Origin of the sequence: Nocardiopsis suaedae (assembly GCF_027706745.1) — a bacterium.
Classification (GTDB): Bacteria; Actinomycetota; Actinomycetes; order Streptosporangiales; family Streptosporangiaceae; genus Nocardiopsis_A; species Nocardiopsis_A suaedae.
Map to the genome: position 1 here is coordinate 1 of NZ_JAQFWP010000095.1, position 20,589 is coordinate 20,589.

A 20,589-nucleotide genomic window follows, 5' to 3' on the forward strand; every position below is an offset into this window, starting at 1 on the left:
ACCAGGCATCACCCCACCCTACAGCCGCCAACGAACTAACGACTCAGGACACTAGGGCGGTGACGGTGGTGGGGGGAAGTTTTCCACGGTGACACTGTGCTTTCCTGAGGACCGCAGCAGCCGGGCTCGCATGCGCGGGGCCGGAGCTGCCGAGAGAGCACCCTCACGGTCGCCCCCTTACGAGATTCGCGGGCTGAAGGAGACGGCCGTGGCGGGGAGGTCGCCGTCCCGGAAGCCGAGCAGCCGCGGTCCGCACGGCAGAGGCCGGTGCCAGGCGGAGGCGGTCGGGGCATCGACCTCGAAGCCCCACAGGAAGCCGCCGTGCAGCTCCGCTGCCGCATACTGCGGATCGGCCGCAGAGTCCTCGCTTCGGGCCGGACGATCGCCTTCTCGAAGTCGCCGTGGCGTCGCTCGGTGAGGCGGAAGGCACGGAGCGGAACGAGGAACCGGGGGCGGAAGAAAAGTCCGCGACCACCAATCCGGATCCGTCGGAGCGCCGAACCCCTGGTGTGAAAAGCACGGGAGAGGCGGACAAAGGGCGGGGCGCCCGTTCGGTCGGCGCGGGGGCGGCCACCGGGGTCCTCGCGGCGGCCGCGGCTCTGGGAGCCGGGGAGCTGGCCGCGGGGCTGACGGGGACGGCTTCCCCGGTCATCGTCGTCGGGGACGCCCTGGTCGACAACAGCCCGTCGTGGGCCAAGGAATTCGCGATCGCGGTGTTCGGGATCTACGACAAGATCGCGCTGCTCGCCGGGGTGTACGCCGCGATCGCGCTCTTCGCGGCGGTGCTCGGTGTCCTCTCGCTCCGCCGCCCCGTCGTCGGCTACACCGGGCTGGCCGCGTTCGCTGCGGTCGGCGCCGTGGCCGTGGCGGTGCGCCGCGCCGACGAGCCGATGGCCGTCGTGCCCGTCGTCGTCGGCGCGCTGGCGGGGGAGGCGGCCCTGGTGCTCCTTCTGCGCGCGGTCCGCGGGGGGCGTCCCGCCGGCTCGCCGGTGGCGGGTGTCGGCGGGACGCGGAGGGGGCGGCCCGCCGGCGCCCCGCAGGGCGTGTCCTCCCGTCGGCGTTTCCTGCTCACCGGGGCCGGTGTGCTGGTATTCGCGGGTGCGGCCGGCGGCATCGGGCGCTACCTGGCCTCGGGGGCGGGCATCGCCGAGAAGCGGGCCGCCCTCCGGCTGCCCCCTGCGGCCGATCCGCTGCCGCCCCTGCCCGCCGGTTCCGACCTGGGCCTCCGCGGCCTGCCGCCGTTCACCACCCCCAACCCGGTCTTCTACCGCATCGACACCGCCCTGTCGGTGCCCCGGGTCGACCCCGACCGGTGGCGGCTGCGCATCCACGGCATGGTCGACCGGCCCCTCGAACTCGACTACGACGCCCTGCTGCGGCGCCGCCTGGTCGAGTCCGACACCACCCTGACCTGTGTGTCCAACCAGGTCGGCGGCGACCTGGTCGGCAACACCCGCTGGCTGGGCGTGCGCTTGGACGACCTGCTGCGCGAGGCCGGTGTGCACAGCGGGGCCGACCAGATCCTGAGCACCTCCCAGGACGGGTGGACCTGCGGCACCCCGACCGAGGCGGTCCTGGACGGGCGCGACGCCCTCCTGGCCATCGCCATGGACGGCGAACCGCTCCCCTTCGCGCACGGCTTCCCGGTGCGCATGGTCGTGCCCGGCCTCTACGGGTTCGTCAGCGCCACCAAGTGGGTCACCGACATCCGCCTCACCCGCTTCTCCGACGCCCGCGCCTACTGGGCGCGGCGCGGCTGGGCCGTCAGGGCGCCGATCAAGACCATGTCCCGGATCGACGTCCCCGGGCCGCTGGCCGAGGTCGACGCCGGCCCCACCACCGTGGCCGGAACGGCGTGGGCCCAGCGCCGCGGGATCGAGGCGGTCGAGGTGCGCGCCGACGGCGGCCCCTGGCGGGAGGCCGACCTCGCCGAGGTGCCCGGGATCGACACCTGGGTCCAGTGGAGCACGGAGTTCGACCTGGAGCCCGGGCGGCACGCCTTCGAGGTCCGGGCCACCGACAACAGCGGATACACGCAGACCGAAGAACGTGCCGAGCCCGTTCCCGACGGGGCGACGGGCTGGCATTCGGTGCAGATCACCACGGTGTGAGCACGGCGCGCCGCGCCCCTCGCGACCCGGTCCGCACCCCCTGCGAGAGCACGACGGAACCACCGAGAAAGAGCAGAAGAAAGAAGAGGATGACGATGAGCACCACCGACTACATCCGCACGTTCGGGACCGCCTCGGCCGCCGCCGTGCTCGCCTTCGGGCTCGCCGCCTGCGGCGACATGTCCGGCGGCGGTGAGCAGGAGGCCGGCGGCAGCGGCGGCGAGACCGGTTCGGCCGAGGAGCAGACCGGGAACGGTGAGACCGAGGCGGCGATGGACGAGCCGTTCGGCCCGGCCTGCGCCGACGTCCCCGACGACGGGGCCGGCAGCTTCTCCGGCATGGCCGAGGACCCCGTCGCCACCGCCGCGTCCAACAACCCGGCCCTGTCGACCCTGGTCGAGGCCGTCACCCAGGCCGACCTGGGCGACACGCTGAACGGGGCCGAGGACATCACCGTCTTCGCGCCGGCCAACGCGGCCTTCGAGGAGATCCCGGAGGAGGACCTGAACGCCCTGCTGGAGGACAAGGACCAGCTCACCGACGTGCTGACCTACCACGTCGTCGAGGGCAAGCACGCGCCCGCGGACCTGGAGGAGGGCTCCTTCACCTCGCTGCAGGGCGAGAAGGTGGAGACCTCGGGTTCCGGAGAGGAGTACACGGTCAACGGCGACGCGAACGTGGTCTGCGGGAACGTGCAGACCTCCAACGCCACGGTCTACATCATCGACGGTGTGCTGATGCCCCAGGGCTAGCCGCCACAGGCCGAGGCTTCAGGCGCCCGGGCGGGTCGGCGGTGGACAGGGCCCGCCCGGGTCGGTCCCTGGGACAGGAACGAGGACGATGAACGAGGACTCCGCACGGCACCTGGCCGGTGTCCCCGAAGGCGGTGCGCTGCCCCAGGAGGACCTGGTGGGCCTTTTGCACCGTGTCGCCCGCGGCGACGAACGCGCCTACGAAAAGGTCTACGACCGCATGAGCCCGTCGGTGTACGGACTGGTCCGCCGCATCCTGCGCGACCCCGCCCAATCGGAGGAGGTCGCCCAGGAGGTCATGGTGGAGGTGTGGCGCTCGGCCTGCCGCTACGACGAGCACCGGGGCAGCCCGCAGGCGTGGACGATGACGCTCGCGCACCGGCGCGCCGTCGACCGGGTCCGCAGCGACCAGGCCGGACGCGACCGCGAGGCGCGCGCCGCGGCGGTCGGCGACGGACCCCCCTACGACGAGGTGGAGGAGCAGGCGACCGGCCGGCTGGAGCGCGAGCGGGTGCGCCGGTGCCTGGAGACGCTGACCGAGCTGCAGCGCCAGGCGGTGCGCCTGGCCTACTACGGCGGATACACCTACCGCGAGGTGGCCAAGCTGCTGTCCTCGCCTCTCGGCACGGTCAAGACGAGGATGCGCGACGGCCTCATCCGCCTGCGCGACTGCCTGGGGGTGGAGTGGTGATGCCCCGACTTCGCCAGGATCTGCACACGCTCGCCGGGGCCTACGCCCTCAACGCCCTCCCGGAGGAGGAGCTGCGCCGCTTCGAGGAGCACCTCGCGCGCTGCGAGTCCTGCGTGCAGGAAGTGCGCGGGATGGCCGAGACGGCGGCCCTGCTCGGGGAGGCCGCGGCCCGCACACCGCCGGAGCGGATGCGCGCCCGCGTGCTGGAGGAGGTCTCCCGCACGCGGCAGCTCGCCCCGGCCGAGACCCGCATGGCCTCACCGCGCTCCTGGTGGTCCCGCTGGGGCGGGGCATGGGCCCTCGCCGCGTGCCTGGCCGCGGTCCTGGCCCTGGGCGGGGCCGTGGTCTGGCAGCAGTCCCGCATCGGCGAGCTGGAAGAGAACGAGCGGCAGATCGCCGCTGTGCTCTCCGCACCCGACGCGGAGGTGGCCGGGGCGGAGCCGGCCGAGGGGGTGGCGGTGACGGCGGTGTCCTCGCAGAGCCGCGGCGCCCTCGTCTTCAGCGCTCAGGGGCTGGAGCCGCTCGACGGGCAGGACTACCAGCTGTGGCTGGCCGACCCGGACGGTTCGGTGCGCTCGGCCGGACTGCTGGAGATCGCCTCCGACGGCGAGGTCGATCCGCTCCTGGCGGGCGGCATCGGAGACGCCGAGGGCATCGCGGTCACCGTCGAACCCGAAGGGGGATCCGACCAGCCCACCAGCGAGCCGATGATGCGGATGCCGCTGGAGGGCTGACCCTCCCCGCATCTCTCCCCGGTCCGGGGGCGGCGTCTGGGGAAGCCGCCCCCGGACCTTCTCGTGCCCTGTGCCGCAGGGCGCCTTGGGAACGGACCAATCCGCCCCGCCGCCGTGCACCGAACCCCTGACGAGGCTCCGGAGACCCGGACGCCGACAGGACGGACAAGGGGAGCGACGACCCATGGCCCATTCGCCCGGACGGGAACCGGAGCGCCGGATCGCCGTCGTGGGAAGCGGGGTCAGCGGCCTCACCGCCGCCTACCTCCTGCAGCGCGGCGGCGCGCAGGTCACCCTCTTCGAGGCGGACGACCGCCTGGGCGGGCACGCCCACACCCACGACGTCCCCGCCGCCAGGGGCGCCCCGCTCGCCGTCGACAGCGGGTTCATCGTGCACAACCGCCGGACCTACCCGGAGTTGACGGCGCTCTTCGACGAGCTGGGCGTCGCCACCCGCCCCACCGGGATGAGCCTGTCCGTCCAGTGCCGCGGCTGCGGGCTGGAGTACGCCGGGTCCCGCGGCCTGCGCGGCCTGGCGCCGGGTCCCGGTGTGCTCGCCCGCCCGCGCTACCTGCGCATGCTCACCGAGGTCCCGCGCTTCCACCGGGCCGCCCGCGCCCTGCTCGACCGCGGTCCCGCCTCCGCCCCGGACGACGAGCCCACCCTCGCGGGCTTCGCCCGAGGCGCGGGCCACTCGGCCTACTTCGTCGCGCACTACCTCGTCCCCCTGGTGTCGGCGGTGTGGTCGTGCCCCGCGGGCACCGCCCTGGAGTACCCCGCGCGCTACCTGTTCGCGTTCCTGGACCACCACGGCATGCTCTCCTTCGGAGGGGCGCCGCAGTGGCGCACGGTCGTCGGCGGGTCCCGCACCTACGTCGAGCGCATCGCCAAGCCGCTGGGCTCCGTGCGGACCTCCACCCCCGTGCGCGCGGTCGTGCGTACCGGCGACGGCGTCGACGTGCGCACCGGCGACGGAGACGCCGCGCGCTTCGACGGATGCGTCGTGGCGGTCCACGCCGACCAGGCGCTGGCGGTGCTGGACCGGCCCACCCGCGAGGAGCGCACCGTGCTGGGCGCCTTCGGTTACTCCCGCAACCGCGTGCGGCTGCACACCGACACCGCGCTCATGCCGCGCCGCAAAGGCGCATGGGCCGCGTGGAACCACCGGCTGGAGTCCTGTGTCCCCGGGCGCGCCCCGGTGCGGGTCACCTACCACATGAACCGCCTTCAAGGGCTCGGCTCCGGCCCCGACTACCTGGTCAGTCTCAACGCCGACGACGCGGTCGACCCCGGGAGCGTGGTCGCCGAGACGGTCTACGAGCACCCCGTTTACACGGGCGAGTCCGTGGCCGCACAGGCGCGGCTCGGCGGCCTGGGCGACGAGCGCCTCGCCTTCGCCGGCGCCTACCAGGGCTGGGGCTTCCACGAGGACGGCTGCCGCTCCGGGGTGCGCGCCGCCGAACGCCTGGGGGCGCGGCGATGAGCGGTCCGACCACGCCGACCACGGTTCCGGCGCTCTACGAGGCGACGGTGCGCCACACGCGCACCGCACCGCTGCACCACGCCTTCGCCTACCGGGGCTACTACTGGCTCGTGGACCTGGACGCGGTTCCCCGCCTTCCCGCGCCCCTCCGCCCTCTGGCGCGCTTCCACGCACGGGACCACTGCGGCGATCCCTCGGGCACACTGCGCGGGAACGTCGATGCCTACCTGGCCGAGCACGGCATCGACCTGCAGGGGGGCCGGGTGCTCATGCTGGCCCACGCCCGCGTGCTGGGGTACGTCTTCAACCCGCTCACCGTCTACTGGTGCCACGGCGCCGACGGCACCCCCGTATGTGCGGTCGCGGAGGTGCACAACACCTATCGGCAACGGCACCGCTACCTGCTCCGCACCGACCGGCACGGCCGCGCCCGCGCGGACAAGACGTTCCCCGTCTCCCCGTTCAACCCCGTCGACGGGCACTACCGGATCAGCGTGCCCGAGCCGGACCGCGCGCTGCGGCTGGCGGTCACGCTCGTCCGCTCCGGACGGACCGTCTTCGCCGCGTCGCTGCGCGGTGAGCGCCGCCCGACCACGCCCCGCACTCTGTTGGGCCTGGCCCTGCGCCACCCCCTGACCCCCCTCATAGGGGCCCTGCGCATCCGGCTCCAGGGCATCTGGCTCCTCCTGCGCGGTCTGCCCATCGTCCGGGGGACCACGGCGGACGGCCCCGCATCGGCCCGCAGGGGCGCGGCGCATCCTCCGGCCGACCCCCCAACGGAACAGACAGACCACACAGAACAGACAGAACAGGCAGTGGAACAGCGATGAGCACCATCCGTCCTCCCCGGCAGGAGCGCTCCGCGGGGCGGCCCGGCAGGGCCGTCGGCCCCGAGGGGCCAGTCGACCCGGCGCGCTGGCCGGACGTGGCCCGCGTGCCGCGCGCCCCCGTCCGGGGACGGGCCGCGCGATTCTTGGCCGAGCGCGCCTTCACACGGATCCCGATCCGCGTACGCACCCCGGCCGGATCCCTGCCCGCCGGGGGCGGCCCGGAGGCCCCGCTGCTCGACCTGCACCGGCCCGGGGACTTCTACGCCAGGCTCGGGGCCGCGGGGCTGATCGGGTTCGGCGAGTCCCACATGGCCGGGGACTGGTCCTCACCGGAACCGGTACGCCTTCTGACGGTGCTCGCCGAGCACTACGCCGACCTCGTGCCGCGCCCCCTGCTCCCGCTGCGCCACGCGGTGCTGCCGCGCCGCTCCGGGCGCGACGACAACACCCCCGAAGGGGCGCGGCGCAACATCCGGCACCACTACGACCTGTCCAACGACCTCTTCGCCCTGTTCCTCGACGAGACCATGACCTACTCGGCCGCCCTCTTCGGCCCCGGCGATGGCCCCGCCGCCGAAGCCGGACCCGCGGAGCTGGCCGCGGCCCAGCGCCGCAAGATCGACCGGCTGCTGGACCGCACCGGCGTGGGCGAGGGCACCCGCGTCCTGGAGATCGGGACCGGCTGGGGCGAGCTGGCCGTGCGCGCGGCCCTGCGCGGGGCCCAGGTCACCTCGGTCACCCTCTCGGCCGAGCAGCGGTCCCGGGCGGCTCAGCGGGCCCTCCGCGCCGGCGTGGCGGACCGCACCGACATCCGCCTGTGCGACTACCGGCAGGTGACCGGCTCTTACGACGCCGTCCTGAGCGTGGAGATGGTCGAGGCGGTGGGGGAGCGGTACTGGCCGGTGTTCTTCACCGCCCTCGACCGGCTCACCGCCCCCGGCGGACGGGTCGGCCTCCAGACCATCACCATGGAGGACGCCCCGATGCGGGCCTCGCGCGGCGCCTACACCTGGATGCACAAGTACATCTTCCCCGGCGGTCTCATCCCGTCGGTGCCCGCGATCGAGGAGCAGCTGCGCACCCGCACGGCGCTGCGCGTCACCGACCGCCGCGCCTTCGGCACCGACTACGCCCAGACCCTGCGCATCTGGCGTGCGAGCTTCGAGGCCGCCGGCGCGCAGGTGGCCGAACTCGGCTTCGACCCCGTCTTCCGCACCATGTGGTCCTTCTACCTGGCCTACTGCGAAGCGGGGTTCCGCGCGGGAATGATCGACGTCGAACAGATCACCATGGAGCGTGACTGAGCATGGCCGCACCGACCGCCTCCTCCGCACCGGCGACCGGCCGGACGTCTTCCCGCCCCGGGCGTGCCGCCGGGAGTGTCCGTCCCGGCCGCCGCGCCCGCGGACCCCGCGGAGCCGCGCACATGATCGTGGCCGCCGTGGAGGGCCTGTTCGGCGGGGCGTCCCCTGTCCGTGTCCGCGCCTGGGACGGCAGTCAGGCTGGGCCCGACGGCGCGGCCGCCCTCGTGCTGCACGACCCGGCCGCACTGCGGCGCCTCGTGGCGCGGCCGGACGAGCTGGGCTTCGCACGGGCCTACATCGCCGGGGAGATCGACGCCGAGGGCGACCTCACCGATGCCCTGCGCCGCGTCTTCGCCGCGCTGGCGGACCACGGACCGTTCCGCCCCTCGCCCCTGGCCGTCGCGCGGGCCGTGCACACGGCGGTGGTGCTGGGGGCCGTGGGGCCGGTGCCGCAACCGCCGCAGGCGGAGGCGAGGATGAGCGGGCGCCTGCACAGCCGCCGACGCGACTCGGCGGCCATCGCCCACCACTACGACGCGGGCAACGACCTCTACCGGATGCTGCTCGATCCTTCGATGGCCTACTCGTGCGCCTACTGGTCCGAGGACGGCGACGACCTCGCCCGGGCCCAGGAGGCCAAGCTCGACCTGGTCTGCCGCAAGCTCGCACTGCGCCCCGGGGCGCGGCTGCTCGACCTCGGGTGCGGCTGGGGCTCCCTGGCCCTGCACGCCGCCGAGCACCACGGGGCCCACGTCACCGCCCTCACCCTCTCCGCCGAGCAGGCCGGCTTCGTCCGCTCCCGCGTCGCCGAACGCGGGCTGGGGGAGCTGGTCGAGGTCCGGCTCGGCCACTACCGCGACCTCCGGGCCGATGATGCCGGCGCTCCCGGCGGGTTCGACGCCGTCGCCGTGATCGAGATGGGCGAGCACGTGGGCCGCCGCGAGTACGGCCCCTTCGCCGAGCGCCTGCGGACCCTGCTGGCCCCGGAGGGCCGACTGCTCGTGCAGCAGATGTCCCGGCGCGGGCGCCACCCGGGGGGAGGGCCCTTCATCGAGACCTACATCGCCCCCGACATGCACATGCGCCCCGTGGGGCGGACCGTCGGGCACCTGGAGAACGCGGGGCTGGAGGTGTGCGATGTGCACGCCATGCGCGAGCACTACGTGCGCACCGCCCGCGCGTGGTCGGCCGAGCTCGAACGGCGCTGGAACGAGATCAGCGCCCTCATGGGCGTGGAGACGGCCCGGGTATGGCGCCTCTACCTGGCCGGCGGCTCCCTGGCCTTCGAGGAGGGGCGCATGGGCGTCGACCAGATCCTGGCCGTACCCGCCACGGGCGCGGGCGTCGGCTTCCCTGCGGAGAGGGTGCGGTGACCGGTGTCCTCGCCCTTCCCCCTCTCCCCGGGAGCCACGACCGCCTTCGGCGCCAACCTGGCGCTCACCGCGGCGGCGGTCGCGGTGCTCATGGGGGCGACGTTCCTGATCGCCCGCCGACGACAGCGCCACGACCTGGTCGACACGGCCTGGGGGGCGGGCTTCGCCCTGGTCGCCCTGGTGTCGGCGGTGCTGTCCACGGGCCACGGCGACCCGGTCCGGACCTGGACCGCCGCCGCCCTCACCGCGGTCTGGGGGGTGCGCCTGTCCGTGCACATCGGCCGCCGTGGCCGGGGAGCCGCAGAGGACCCGCGCTACACCGACCTGCTCAGCGGTGGCACGGGGGGACGCGACGCCCGTGCGCTGCGCCTGGTGTACCTGCCCCAGGGGGTGCTGGTCTGGGCGATCTCCCTCCCGGTGCAGGCGGCCGCCTACACCCCCGGCCCCGTCGGAGGGCCGCTGTTCGCGGGGGTCGCCGTGTGGCTGACCGGATTCCTGTTCGAGGCGGTCGGTGACGCCCAGCTGTCGCGCTTCAAGGCCGACCCGGCCAACCGGGGCCGGATCATGGACCGCGGCCTGTGGTCCTGGACCCGGCACCCCAACTACTTCGGCGACGCGTGCGTGTGGTGGGGCCTGTATCTCATCGCCGCCGACACGTGGCAGGGGGCGCTGACCCTGCCGGCGCCGGTGGCGATGACCCTGCTGCTGACCGCGGGTTCCGGAAAGCGCCTCTTGGAGAACCGCATGAGCACCCGCCCGGGCTGGGACGCCTACGCCCGCCGCACGAGCGGTTTCTTCCCTCTGCCACCGCGCCGGGAATGACCGCAGGCGCATCCGGGAAGGAGGGACGGCCCGGAGGCGGTCCCGCCGCGTGCGGCGGAAGCCGGTCGCCGGGACGGGGCGGCGTCCCGGTTCGGCATTCGAGGCATTCCGGAGGCGGGAACCTGAGCGCCTTTTGGCGTTCTTGGCACTCAGGGCGATTCGCATTGGGATTAGGCGGTCGATTCTCCGGGGTATCGGATCCGGTACCGCGATCGCGGCTTCAGCGACCGCGGCGGAACCGCGCGGGCATGCGTCCGGTGGCGGTCGCCGCCGATCCACCGTGCCGGTCCGGGGCCGGCTCCACCACCTGAAGGGGCGCTCACGATGGGGATCATCTCGCGGGGGTTCGGCGGTCGCCGCCGCACCGCCGAGGACGCGCGGGTCCCGCCGGGGCAGTACCTGACCGACGGGTTCCCCGTCCTGTCCGCCGGGCCCACCCCCCGCGTCACCGAAGAGGACTGGAGGTTCAGCATCACCAGCGAGGCCGGGGACACGGTGACGTGGACGTGGGAGGAGTTCCTGGCCCTGCCCCAGGAGCGGCCGCACACCGACATCCACTGTGTCACCCGCTGGTCCAAGCTGGACACCGAGTGGACCGGGGTCGGTCTGGACACCCTGCTGGAATCCGTGGACACCGCCGCGGACTTCGCCCTCGCCTACAGCCACGGCGGGTACACCACGAACCTCCCCTTGGAAGACCTGGCCGGCGGACAGGCCTGGGTCGTGCACGCCTTCGGGGGCGAGCCCCTCGCGCCCGAGCACGGCGGCCCCGCGCGGCTGCTCGTGCCGCACCTGTACTTCTGGAAGTCGGCCAAGTGGATCAAGGGGGTGCGCCTGCTCGACCACGACGAGCCGGGGTTCTGGGAGCAGGCCGGCTACCACCCCTACGGAGACCCCTGGCGCGAGCAGCGCTACTGGGGGGACTGACGGTGCCCGGACACTGGCGTCCGGCGGTGCTGGTCGGAGCCAGGGCCGAGAGCCCGACCGCCAGGACGCTCGTCCTGAAGGCCGAAGAGGGCTGGCCGGGCCACCGGCCCGGCCAGCACGTGGACGTGCGCCTGACCGCCGAGGACGGCTATACCGCCCAGCGGAGCTATTCTCTGGCGGCCCCCGCCGTCGGTGACACCGTCGAGATCACGGTGCAGCGGGTCCCGGGCGGCGAGGTGTCGCCGTACCTGGTCGATGAAATGGCCGAGGGGGACCGGCTGGAGGTGCGCGGACCACTGGGCGGATGGTTCGTGTGGGACCCCGCCTCCACCGACCCGGTCGCGCTCTTCGGCGGCGGAGCGGGGGTCGTTCCGCTCATGTGCATGGTCCGTGCGCGTCGCGCCGCCCGTTCCCGGGCGCTTTTCCGCCTGGTGTACTCGGTGCGCGCCCCCGACGGCCTGCTCTACAGGGCCGAACTCCGTGAGCGCGCTCCCGGTGACGCGGGCCTGGACGTCTTCCTCGCCTACACCCGGACGGCGCCGGAGGGGACGCCCCGGGCGCCGGCTCGCGTGGGCGTCGCCGACGTCAACACCCACGGCCTGCCCGCCGAATTCGGGCCCATGTGCTTCGTGTGCGGGCCGACCGGCTTCGTCGAGGCGGTGGCCGACGCCCTGGTGGCCCTCGGGCACGACCCGGGCCGGATCCGCACCGAGCGCTTCGGGGCTTCAGGGGGACCGCGATGACCGAGTACCTGGACGCCAATGCCCTGGCAGGCGCGCTGTCGGAGGTCTTCTCCGTGGACCTGACCTCCTCCTGGCGCCGTTGTTCGGTCTGCGGCCACACGGGCGCCTTCGCCGAGCTCCACGTCTACACCGACTGCCCCGGCCAGGTCGCCCGCTGCCCGTCCTGCCAGACGGTCGTGCTGCGCCTCGTGCGCAGCGGAGACACCCTCTGGCTGGACCTGGGAGGCACCGGCTGCCTGCGTGTGGAGTTGCGCTGAGCCACCGGACCGGCCTCGATGGAAGGCCGCGCAGCCCGTGCGGAGCCATCGCATGGGCGGTCCGTGCCGGCCGCGCGGGCCCTCACTGGCGTGGAACGTCCCGGGCGTCCGGGAGCGGATGGCGGTCATCGCCCGGGTGCGGAACCCGGGCCGAGGCCTGGCGGGGCACCCCTGACGGCCGGTCGGTGCCGACGTGTCGGCCCAGGAAGGACGTCGGCAGCTCCAGCGCAGCAGGTCGATATCCGCCGGCAGGTGGTGCTTCTGGGGTGGGAGACGCTGACGAGCACCCCGAAGAGCCTGGCCGGCAAGCGCACCCTCACCTTGGACGCGGAGACCGTGCGGGTGCTCAGGGCGTGGAAGCGGCGCCAGGTCCGCGAGCGCCTGGCCGCGGGGGAGGGGTGGGCCGACTCGGGGATGGTCTTCACCCACCAGGACGGGTCCGGTCTGCACCCGGGGAAGGTGTCGGAGGCCTTCACCCGCATCGCGTCGGAGGCGGGGCTTCCGCCGATCACGCTGCACGGTCTGCGCCACGGCGCGGCGTCGTTGAGTCTGGCGGCGGGGGTGGACGTGAAGGTGGTCTCCTCCGCGCTGGGGCACTCCACGACGTTCTTCACCCAGGACATCTACCAGACCGTGTTCCCCGAGGTGGCCCGGGAGGCGGCCGAGGCCACGGCGGCGATGGTCCCGCTGAAGCGCGACCGCAGCGGCGCATCCGGGTAGGCGGCCCCGTCCCCATAGCGGCCCTGTGCCGGGCGGTGTGCACCCGGGGCGGGGGACTGGATCCTGTGAGCTGGCCCCGTGCATCGAGTCACGCAAAAAAGGGTGCGTCAGTCTCCAATGGAAGTGAAGCCGGAGGGGGGTGGTTCCTCGGTCCTGTCCTTCTCGGTGATTACCCAGCTTCCTTCATCGCATATTGGGCCATCATAGTAGTACGTTTGACCGGATTCGCTCAATGCTGCGATCCGTATTTCCGATGAGTGGCAAGCGACCTCGCTGTCCCAGAGGGATTCAAGCCACGAGCCGTCCTCAGTAGGGACACCAATGGCTGTCTCCTCCCCGGGGGCGATCCCTCCATCGAACTTTTCTGAAGAATAGTCCACTGAGAGCTCGGTGACGGGATCGCGGTTCATCGCGATGATTACTCGCTCGTCCAAGTTGTTCTCAACCCAGAATTCTTCCGAGGGAGTGGAGCATGCGCAGGCAGGAAATGCGACACTGAGAGCAATTATGGGGGCTAGCTTCCATTGGGCGGTGCAACAAGGCCTGCGGCGTGGTCCGCAGGAACCTGAATGGTTCCGGTCGGTTTTCGGGTCGGCTGATGGTCGGATAGCCTCCCGGAGGGGTGCCCCCGCCCTTGGGGGTGGAACTCTTTTTGGATGTCCTGTGGGCGGCGGCAATGCATTGGGGGTGATGGTGGGGTGTGGCCGAAGCAGGATTCTGTTTTGCATGGCCAATCACGGCGTCATGTGAGCTCAAGAGCCTTGTAGACAATTTTTCGGAGTTCCATCGGAGACGATGTTATTCCCAGTGCTCCCAGAGTCGAAGCGCGGTTCCTCCTTTCAGGTGTTACACGGCCGACATAGAAGATCACTGGGGTGTGTGCCTGGCCACCGCTTAGGAATTTAGTCAGGTCCGTGAACCCGGCCTCCGGGTCCCCGTGGCGAGTCACGTCCGAGATGATGAGGTCCCATTTTCTGCTCCTCAGGCTCCGAGAGGCCTCTTCCTGATCTCTCGCGTTCTCTACATAAACACCGGATAGTTGCAGGTGCTTCGCGAAGACGCGGTTATTGGGTGGATTGTCATCAATCCATAGGAGCGATTTTCCTGTGTGTGGCGCCGTGCTCATGGGGGTGCCGAGGGTACGTTCGTCATCTTCATCAATGCCGTCTTTCGGGGGGGACGTCACTCTCGCGGGCGGCCTGCTCAGGACCTGTTGTATCAGGTCGGAGTTCGCGTCGTTCCAAAGATGCCCTGCCAATGAAACGAATGATCGATCATAGGCGAGCGCTGCGAATGACGACGGTAGGCGTGCCTCCAGTTTCCCGAGAATGTCCTCGGTGTCATCGTTGCCGCTAGAAGAAGGAGGGGGGATGTCGTGGTCGATGTACAACGAGTCCACGTCCTCGTCGGCGACCTTCGGGTCTACGCCGAGCGCACTTCTCATCGCCTTTCGGTAGACCAGGAACTCACGCACCAGGTTGCGCTCGGGGGCGTGTTCGGTGAGTTGCCGATAGAAGCCAGGATAGAGATACTGGAGCAGTATCAGTCGCACCATCGACTCCACCGACGAATCGTCGATATCCTGCCACGCTGGATTCAGGGTGGTTTCGAGGACGAGACCGTTGATGATCCGTTTGATCCTCCTGGGATTGCGGTTCGCGTGGCTCGCGATCAAATGGAGGAGGTCTATGGTGAGAGGGGCGGTGAGTCCGGACCTGCGGGCGCACCCCCGAGCGAATTCGATAGCGCCCTCTTCGCTGGGCGGCGGAAGACGGTAGTTGGTCTGGAATATTTTCTCCATGAACGCGGCTCCAGCGGGTGATAGATCCTCGAGAAGCCCGCCGTCAGTGAGGGCCGACCGGTCGTATCCGATGACGAACGTCAGGCCGGGGACGTCCAGGTAGATTCTGATTGCCTCGCATACCGCCAGCACCGTATCGGGCGGACAGCGGTCAAGGTCATCGATGAACACCACGAGCATCCGCTTGGGGGAATAGGGGCCGCGTTCAGCCCACTCTGTGGTGAGAGTCCGAAGACTCTCCGCCATGTCGTTCCGGCTCTGCGGGCTCGCCGACAGCCGGTTCCACAGCTGGTCTACGAGGCCGGTGACGCCGAGAACAGAGCCTGCGACAATGGAGGCGGACCGAGCGACCCCCAAGAGTGCTCGCCGCTCCACCACTTGCTGAAGTGCCCTGCGCAGGAAACGCCGATCAATGCGCATCAGAACTGACTTGATGATCCCCTCGAGCGTGTCCGCGCGTGAAGAGGACCAGGCGTTGAACCAGACGGTGTGGACATCTTGGTGTTTCACCAGCTCGGAGGCGAGTATCTTCATGAGGCTGCTCTTGCCTGATCCCCAGCCGGCGTCCACTACAAGCGTAAGTGGGGTCGCGTTGCGGGAGGCGATCAACAAGCCTGCAAGGCCCAGGGCAGCTTTTCCAGCGCCAAGGGCGTCATCCTCCGCGCAAGCGATCGGCTCATCGTCGAGTAGTGAGAAGAAGGGACGCGAAGATTCCATGCGGACCTCGCAGCGCCGACAGGTGGACGTATACAACTGTGGCATATTGAAGCTGATATTTCAGTCAGACTTCGAGCCCGTGGCCGTGTGCCGACCGCTGTTCGGGCAGCCGATCCCGCCGTCCGGACGGGCCTGTCCAATGACCTGAGCTCCCAGGCCCAGGTCCCCTCCTTCAGGCGCCGCGGCTTCCGGCACAGTCCTGCTCCTGCGTGCTGGGCTTGATGAGCGGCCATGCTCGCGTGAACGTGTCTCGGCCGAGTCACCTGGTACGTGAGGCGGCCGAGGCCACGGCGGCGGTGGTGCCGCTGAAGCGGGCCCGCAGCGGCGCGACCGGGTAGGCGGGGTCCTGACAGCGGGACGGCCCTGTGCCGGGCGTGGGCGCCCGGTGCGGGGCCGCCCTGTGTTGTCCCGGGGGCAGGGGTGGGCCCGGGCTGGTGGCCGATTCCGGGGCCCTTGGTGCGACTGGTGCCCGTGTGGCGGGGGAGCGGACGCTGTGGGGTGGATCCGTGCCTGGGGGGTGCGGGGGTTCCGGGCGGACCAGGGGGGGCGAACCGGCGCGGTCGGCAGCGGGAGGTCGTCTGCGAGCCGGGTCCCAGCTGAAGAGCGAACCACGAGCCCAAGATGGGGGCGACCCCAGGCCCCGCTGGGCTCGCTTAGCCGTCTGACCTGGGGTTTTGTTGCGCACCCGGCAGGATTCGAACCTGCGACCGTCGGATTAGAAGGACGCCGCCGACACCCCCGAGGCACTCGCCCGCTGCTCTCCTCCACGGGCGAGGCTCTCCGTTCCGAGAACCTCGACAAGAGGCCCCTTCCGAGAGGCGCCCAGCCGCCGCAAATCCACAGAGCGAACGCGGAGCGACCATGGTCAGGGCCAGCATGTGGTGAAGGGCGGCGAGATGCTCTCGGCGGCGGAGCCCTGCCTGCCCGCTCCCTGTCCTCGCTTCCGGACGGGCTCAGGGATGGCACCCATTACCACCGGTATGGTGACGTCTCGGTTGTTCTCGTCTACGAACAGTGACCCGTCTCGGGGCTCCCTCTCGCCCCTACTCCAGGAGGAGAGCCGTTGAGCTACGACGTGGTGGCCCTGGTCGCCGGCATGCCCGACGAGCGGGCGATCGCCGATGCCCTCGACGACGTGGACCCCGGCCTGTGGTTGCACCGGCATGGCGACACCGCTGTCCTGCAGATCCGCGACGAGGACGGTCGCCTCCTGGCCACGCTCGAACCCGGCCAGCATGTGGAGCACGCGGACGCGGTCGTGGGCCTGCTCGGAGAAGAGGTCGTGGCCGGTCTGCCGGAGCCTTTCTGGTGGGTGGAGACACGCGCCCGCCCGGATGTGCTGGGCCGTGAGGTCGCGCACGGGTTCGCCGACCGGCTGGCCCTGCGTCTCGGGGGAGCGGTATGGACGTCGGGACGGGCCGACTTCGGACTGTGGGAGGAACCGGAGCACCCGGCGGTGGAGCGCACCGCGGAAAAGGCGCTCCTGGTGGCCCAGGACCGGGAGGTGGTGCCGTTCTCATCCTGGATGAGCGACGCGGTAGCCACCCACGGGCGCGAGAGGATGCTCCAAGTACTCACCCCGCCCACCGCACGGCTCACATATGCGATGCGCACCTTCGTGGCCGGCCCACTGGGGCGCTGGGTCGTTCAAGGGCCCGACGGCGGCTACTTCGACGGCATTACCGGCCTGCCCGTGTACTGGGACGACGAGTACGGCTTCCGCTCGGCCGAGGAACCCGTCGGGTTCGCGTGGGCGGCGAAGAACCCGGACGCCGAGCCGGTCCCCGGCTTCCTTGTGGACTTCGCAGAGGAGGCCGGGACGCAGTTGGTGGTGGAGGCCTCCGTGCTCCACCGTGATCCCTTCACCGTGGAGCCGGGCCGCGCAGCGGAGATCGTCGCCGAGCACCTGGCCGGGACCACGCCCGCCTCGTGGGGGCCGCACGAACCCACACTCATGCCGTGGGACCGCGACCGGATGGGCGCATTCGTCCGTGAGCGCGCGCCCAAGCCCTCGATCCTGTACCTGTCCGGGCCCCTGGATGAGGGGAGCAGGTTCTCCGGACAGATCCACATGGCCCGGCGCGGCCCCCGGTTCCTGGAGCGGGTGTCGGTGGTGTTCGGGTACGCGGGCGAGGACGCAGTGCCCTTCGACGCGCTTCCCGGCCTGGTGAAGGCTCTGGCGGCGGAAGGCGGGCTGGAGGCGCTGCGGGTGCGCCGCATCCCAGGCCGCACAGACGTGACCTACGTGCCGGTGTGGGCGGGGCCCGCGGTCCCGGTCGGGCTGGCGCTCGGGCCCGAGCGCCTGCGGCGGATCGGGCCCTACCGCGCCCAAGCGGGGCCGATTCCGGGCATGCTCCTCGGCCACGGCGGAGACCAGGCCGTCTGGTACCCGGTGATGGCCGAGGCGCAGGCGCCGCTGCGGGCACTGGATCTGCTGCGCAGGCAGACCGATTACCTGGCCGCGGCATCGGCGAGGTGAGGTGGCCGGTTCCGGCCCGCGAGGGCTGAACTTTTCCGGCACCGAAACATGGCGCGTACCACTGCCGTTGCCCTGGTCTGCGGTTTCCGCTCGTCACCCCGGCGCACCAGCCCCGGGGGCCGCATGAGGGTGGGCCCGTCGGCGAACCGAAACCATTCGCGAAATGTCACCCCCTATGCGCATGCTGCTACAACTGTCCCGCGAACATGTGCGGAGTGGACGAAACCGACCGGGAGGTGCCGCCGGTGAAGTTCGAGTGGGTCGATCCTCCAGGGGAGACCGCCGACGCGGAGCCGCGGCCTGCTGTACCCGCCGGTGACGAGGTGGCGGAAGAGCGCCGGTTCGGTGAGGGCCCACCGGGCGAGCCCGCGGCCCGGCCCGTGGGTGAGCGCATGGCCACGACCCTTAACGGAGTACGCGCCTCGTTGAACCTGCTCGCGGCCCGGGCCGCCGAGCAGTGCGCGGCCGAGGCCGGCCGCCTGGCCGATGCCGGCACGTCGGCCGCCGCCGAGGCGGTCTTCCGCCCCGACCGCTTCTCCGCCGCCCCGAAGGGAGAGCGCCGGTGAGCCGGTGGAACATCGACGTCTACGGCGTCTCAGTGGTCCTGACCAATGTCGGGGACAAGCTCGGTGTCGAGGGCGGAGGGCTCTCCTCCACCATCGACTCGGCGTCAGATGGCATCGAGACGGCGCTGAACAACGCCAAGAGCCCGCCGGTGGAGGCCGCCCTGGGCGGCTTCTTCGACCACTTCACCGGCGAGACCGACGCCATGTTCGTGCGCAGCATGTCCTGCATCCAGGGCGCGAGCGACGCCACACTGGCCTACAACCAGGGCCAGGAGGAGATGGCGGCCCAGGCCCAACAACAGGCGGGCAGCGGCGAAAACCTCGACCTGTGACCGACCCTCCCCCCCACGGAAGGCCCCTGGTGAGTTTCGAACCCACCCAGCCCCAGAGCGGCGTGGATCCGAACCCTTACACGCTCATCGACCCCGACGCCATCCCCTACCCCCTGACCGATGTGGAGTCGCTGGCCTCCGCGGCCGAAACGCTGCGCACCAAGGGGCAGGACCTGCTCGACGGGGCCGAGGACCTGCGCTCGACCTGGAAGGGCTTGGACGCCCACTACGAGGCGCCGGAGAGCGAAACGCTCTTTTCCAAGATGGACCCCGTGGCGAACCGGGGCGAGGACCTCCAGAGCGACCTGTCCACCGTCGCCGACGCGCTGGAAGAGCTGGCCGAAGCCGCCAGGACCGCGCGCCGCTCCCTCAACAACCTGCGGATCGATGCCCAGGGGCTGTGGAACCGCAACCACGACAACGCCTTCTGGTGGCTGACCAAGGACGAGCAGACCGACGAGTGGGCCGTGGTGGAGAACATCCGCATCAAGGACGCGGTCAACAGCGCCTGGTCCACCTTCAACCAGGCCGAGAACGACTGCGCCAACAAGATCTCGGCGATCTACGGCGGCCCCACCTTCGTCTCGCCCGGTGAAGGCGGCGGAAAGAACGAGATCGTCTACGGGCTGGCCCCCGATGCCGGCGAGCGCGACCTGTCCCTGGACCACGCCCTGAGCTTCGAGGGCGTCAACAGCACGTTCAACGACGTGACCGCCTGGGCGGGAAGCCACTTCGACCCCTCCGAGGTGGAGTGGGGCAACGACGCCGGGCAGGCGCTCTGGGACGTGGTGGTCACCGACGCCGTGTGGGGCTCGGTGGTGGGACTGTACTCCAAAGTGGGGTTCTGGCATCCCACGAGCGGGTGGCGGTTCGACCCTTCGGGGCGCTGGGCGAACTTCAAGGCCGCGTGGAAGGACGCGGGGCTGGGCGCAGCCGCCCTGGTCGGTATCTACGACGAGCACGGATGGCTGACGGACCCCGGCGAGGGCGGCCGCCAGGGGTGGGGCGCCGGGTGGGACCGGTGGCTCGACAACCTGGAGGCCAGCAAGAACGAGATCGTGGAGAGCCACACCGCGTGGTCCACTCGCGAGGACGGCACCAGTTACTCCAACACCACAATGCTCGCCAGCGGGCTGATGCTGACCGGGGGGCTGCCTCTCAAGGCGGCCAAGATCGTGCTTGGAACGGGCGTGGACGTCCCGAACGGCAGGCACTCCTCCGATTCGTCCGACTCCGAGGAGGAGACCGACTCCGACTCCGACTCCGACAAGTCCACTGCGCACGGGGGACCGGGGACCAACGGGTGGCCCAGCAGCCCGCTGCCCCAGCGCTCAGAGGGCGGCGGATCGGTCACCGAACGGTTCCAGCACCCGCTCACCGTGCTGCGCGAGTCGATGCTTGACCCCAACAGGCTCCGCCCCGCCCCTTCCGGGCGGCCGGATACGCCCTCCCCGTCACCGACACCCGAGTCGGGTGGCGGTCGGCCCACCCCGCAGCAGGGCGGCTCCCAGGAGTCGCAAGAGGGCGGCGCACCGCCCACCCGCCCGGGCGGCGAGGGTCCCAAAGGAGGCCCGGGCTCGGGCAGCACCGACGCCCCGGGGCGGCCCGGGGAGAGGACCGCTACGCCTGGCCCGACCACGCCCACGGCGGGCGATTCCCCACGCGTCGAGGGGAAAGACCAGGACAAGACGCCTGTCCAGCCCCGTGACGAGGGCCAGGAAGCAGCAGGCAAGCCGGCCGAGGAGCCGACGAGCCCCGACCCCGCCGCCGCAGGCGGCGCGGGCGGCGGCGACGAGCCCCCGAAGGACCGCACGACCACCGGAGGCGGCGACGATGATGAAGGATCGGACGACCAACCAGATCCCGACAGCACGCAGCCCTATGTTCCTCCTGCACTAGTGTCCTGAGTCGTTAGTTCGTTGGCGGCTGTAGGGTGGGGTGATGCCT

18 protein-coding genes and 1 pseudogene are annotated in these 20,589 nt (G+C 71.4%); 17 read left to right on the forward strand and 2 right to left on the reverse strand.

The annotated features are described in order from the left end of the window. Window positions 1–509 precede the first annotated feature (509 nt). From O4U47_RS29255 to O4U47_RS29315, 13 genes and pseudogenes are all read left to right on the forward strand, one after another. Window positions 510–2,111 (forward strand): molybdopterin-dependent oxidoreductase, encoded by a 1,602-nt coding sequence (locus O4U47_RS29255; RefSeq protein WP_270681218.1) that lies wholly within the window; start codon window positions 510–512, stop codon window positions 2,109–2,111. Window positions 2,112–2,200: 89 nt separating this feature from the next. Continuing rightward, window positions 2,201–2,863 carry a fasciclin domain-containing protein gene (locus O4U47_RS29260; protein ID WP_270681219.1) on the forward strand — a complete coding sequence of 221 codons (663 nt, stop codon included), beginning with the start codon at window positions 2,201–2,203 and terminating at the stop codon, window positions 2,861–2,863. Between the two features lie 88 nt (window positions 2,864–2,951). After that, window positions 2,952–3,554 carry a sigma-70 family RNA polymerase sigma factor gene (locus O4U47_RS29265; RefSeq protein WP_270681220.1) on the forward strand — a complete coding sequence of 201 codons (603 nt, stop codon included), beginning with the start codon at window positions 2,952–2,954 and terminating at the stop codon, window positions 3,552–3,554. Next, the gene (locus O4U47_RS29270) at window positions 3,554–4,288 is read left to right on the forward strand and encodes an anti-sigma factor (protein ID WP_270681221.1); all 735 of its coding nucleotides are present in this window, start codon (window positions 3,554–3,556) and stop codon (window positions 4,286–4,288) included. Before O4U47_RS29265 ends, O4U47_RS29270 begins: the two co-directional genes overlap by 1 nt. Before the next feature lie 184 nt (window positions 4,289–4,472). Further along, entirely contained in the window at window positions 4,473–5,771 is a 1,299-nt protein-coding gene (locus tag O4U47_RS29275; RefSeq protein ID WP_270681222.1) for an NAD(P)/FAD-dependent oxidoreductase, read from the forward strand. After that, entirely contained in the window at window positions 5,768–6,601 is an 834-nt protein-coding gene (locus tag O4U47_RS29280; protein WP_270681223.1) for a DUF1365 domain-containing protein, read from the forward strand. The genes O4U47_RS29275 and O4U47_RS29280 overlap by 4 nt, the downstream gene beginning before the upstream one ends. Beyond that, window positions 6,598–7,905, forward strand: a complete 1,308-nt coding sequence (locus O4U47_RS29285; protein ID WP_270681224.1) for an SAM-dependent methyltransferase — start codon at window positions 6,598–6,600, stop codon at window positions 7,903–7,905. The genes O4U47_RS29280 and O4U47_RS29285 overlap by 4 nt, the downstream gene beginning before the upstream one ends. A gap of 2 nt (window positions 7,906–7,907) precedes the next feature. Continuing rightward, on the forward strand, window positions 7,908–9,278 hold the full coding sequence (locus O4U47_RS29290; RefSeq protein WP_408639047.1) for a class I SAM-dependent methyltransferase: 1,371 nt from the start codon (window positions 7,908–7,910) through the stop codon (window positions 9,276–9,278). Window positions 9,279–9,368: 90 nt separating this feature from the next. Then, the gene (locus O4U47_RS29295; RefSeq protein WP_270681235.1) at window positions 9,369–10,100 is read left to right on the forward strand and encodes a DUF1295 domain-containing protein; all 732 of its coding nucleotides are present in this window, start codon (window positions 9,369–9,371) and stop codon (window positions 10,098–10,100) included. A 324-nt stretch (window positions 10,101–10,424) separates the two neighbouring features. Then, window positions 10,425–11,027 carry a sulfite oxidase-like oxidoreductase gene (locus O4U47_RS29300; RefSeq protein ID WP_270681226.1) on the forward strand — a complete coding sequence of 201 codons (603 nt, stop codon included), beginning with the start codon at window positions 10,425–10,427 and terminating at the stop codon, window positions 11,025–11,027. 2 nt (window positions 11,028–11,029) lie between these two features. Then, a complete protein-coding gene (locus O4U47_RS29305; protein WP_270681227.1) occupies window positions 11,030–11,770 on the forward strand; it encodes a ferredoxin reductase in 741 nt (246 codons plus the stop codon). Continuing rightward, window positions 11,767–12,027: a DUF6510 family protein gene (locus O4U47_RS29310; protein ID WP_270681228.1), complete on the forward strand. Its 261-nt coding sequence runs from the start codon at window positions 11,767–11,769 to the stop codon at window positions 12,025–12,027. Before O4U47_RS29305 ends, O4U47_RS29310 begins: the two co-directional genes overlap by 4 nt. Window positions 12,028–12,258: 231 nt before the next feature. After that, window positions 12,259–12,747, forward strand: a pseudogene (locus O4U47_RS29315) (tyrosine-type recombinase/integrase); the annotation flags it as partial. A gap of 107 nt (window positions 12,748–12,854) precedes the next feature. On the opposite strand, the gene O4U47_RS29320 reads toward O4U47_RS29315, so the two are convergent. After that, window positions 12,855–13,181 (reverse strand): hypothetical protein, encoded by a 327-nt coding sequence (locus O4U47_RS29320; protein WP_270681229.1) that lies wholly within the window; start codon window positions 13,179–13,181, stop codon window positions 12,855–12,857. Between the two features lie 308 nt (window positions 13,182–13,489). Then, the gene (locus O4U47_RS29325) at window positions 13,490–15,265 is read right to left on the reverse strand and encodes a P-loop NTPase fold protein (RefSeq protein WP_270681230.1); all 1,776 of its coding nucleotides are present in this window, start codon (window positions 15,263–15,265) and stop codon (window positions 13,490–13,492) included. Between the two features lie 1,063 nt (window positions 15,266–16,328). Here O4U47_RS29325 and O4U47_RS29330 point away from each other — a divergent pair. From O4U47_RS29330 to O4U47_RS29345, 4 genes are all read left to right on the forward strand, one after another. Next, window positions 16,329–17,744, forward strand: coding sequence for a DUF6177 family protein (locus O4U47_RS29330; RefSeq protein ID WP_270681231.1), 1,416 nt, complete (start codon window positions 16,329–16,331; stop codon window positions 17,742–17,744). A gap of 215 nt (window positions 17,745–17,959) precedes the next feature. Continuing rightward, window positions 17,960–18,310 (forward strand): cell envelope biogenesis protein TolA, encoded by a 351-nt coding sequence (locus O4U47_RS29335; protein WP_270681232.1) that lies wholly within the window; start codon window positions 17,960–17,962, stop codon window positions 18,308–18,310. After that, on the forward strand, window positions 18,307–18,642 hold the full coding sequence (locus O4U47_RS29340) for a DUF6507 family protein (protein ID WP_270681233.1): 336 nt from the start codon (window positions 18,307–18,309) through the stop codon (window positions 18,640–18,642). The genes O4U47_RS29335 and O4U47_RS29340 overlap by 4 nt, the downstream gene beginning before the upstream one ends. 29 nt (window positions 18,643–18,671) lie before the next feature. Continuing rightward, window positions 18,672–20,549, forward strand: coding sequence for a hypothetical protein (locus O4U47_RS29345; RefSeq protein ID WP_270681234.1), 1,878 nt, complete (start codon window positions 18,672–18,674; stop codon window positions 20,547–20,549). Window positions 20,550–20,589: the final 40 nt, after the last annotated feature.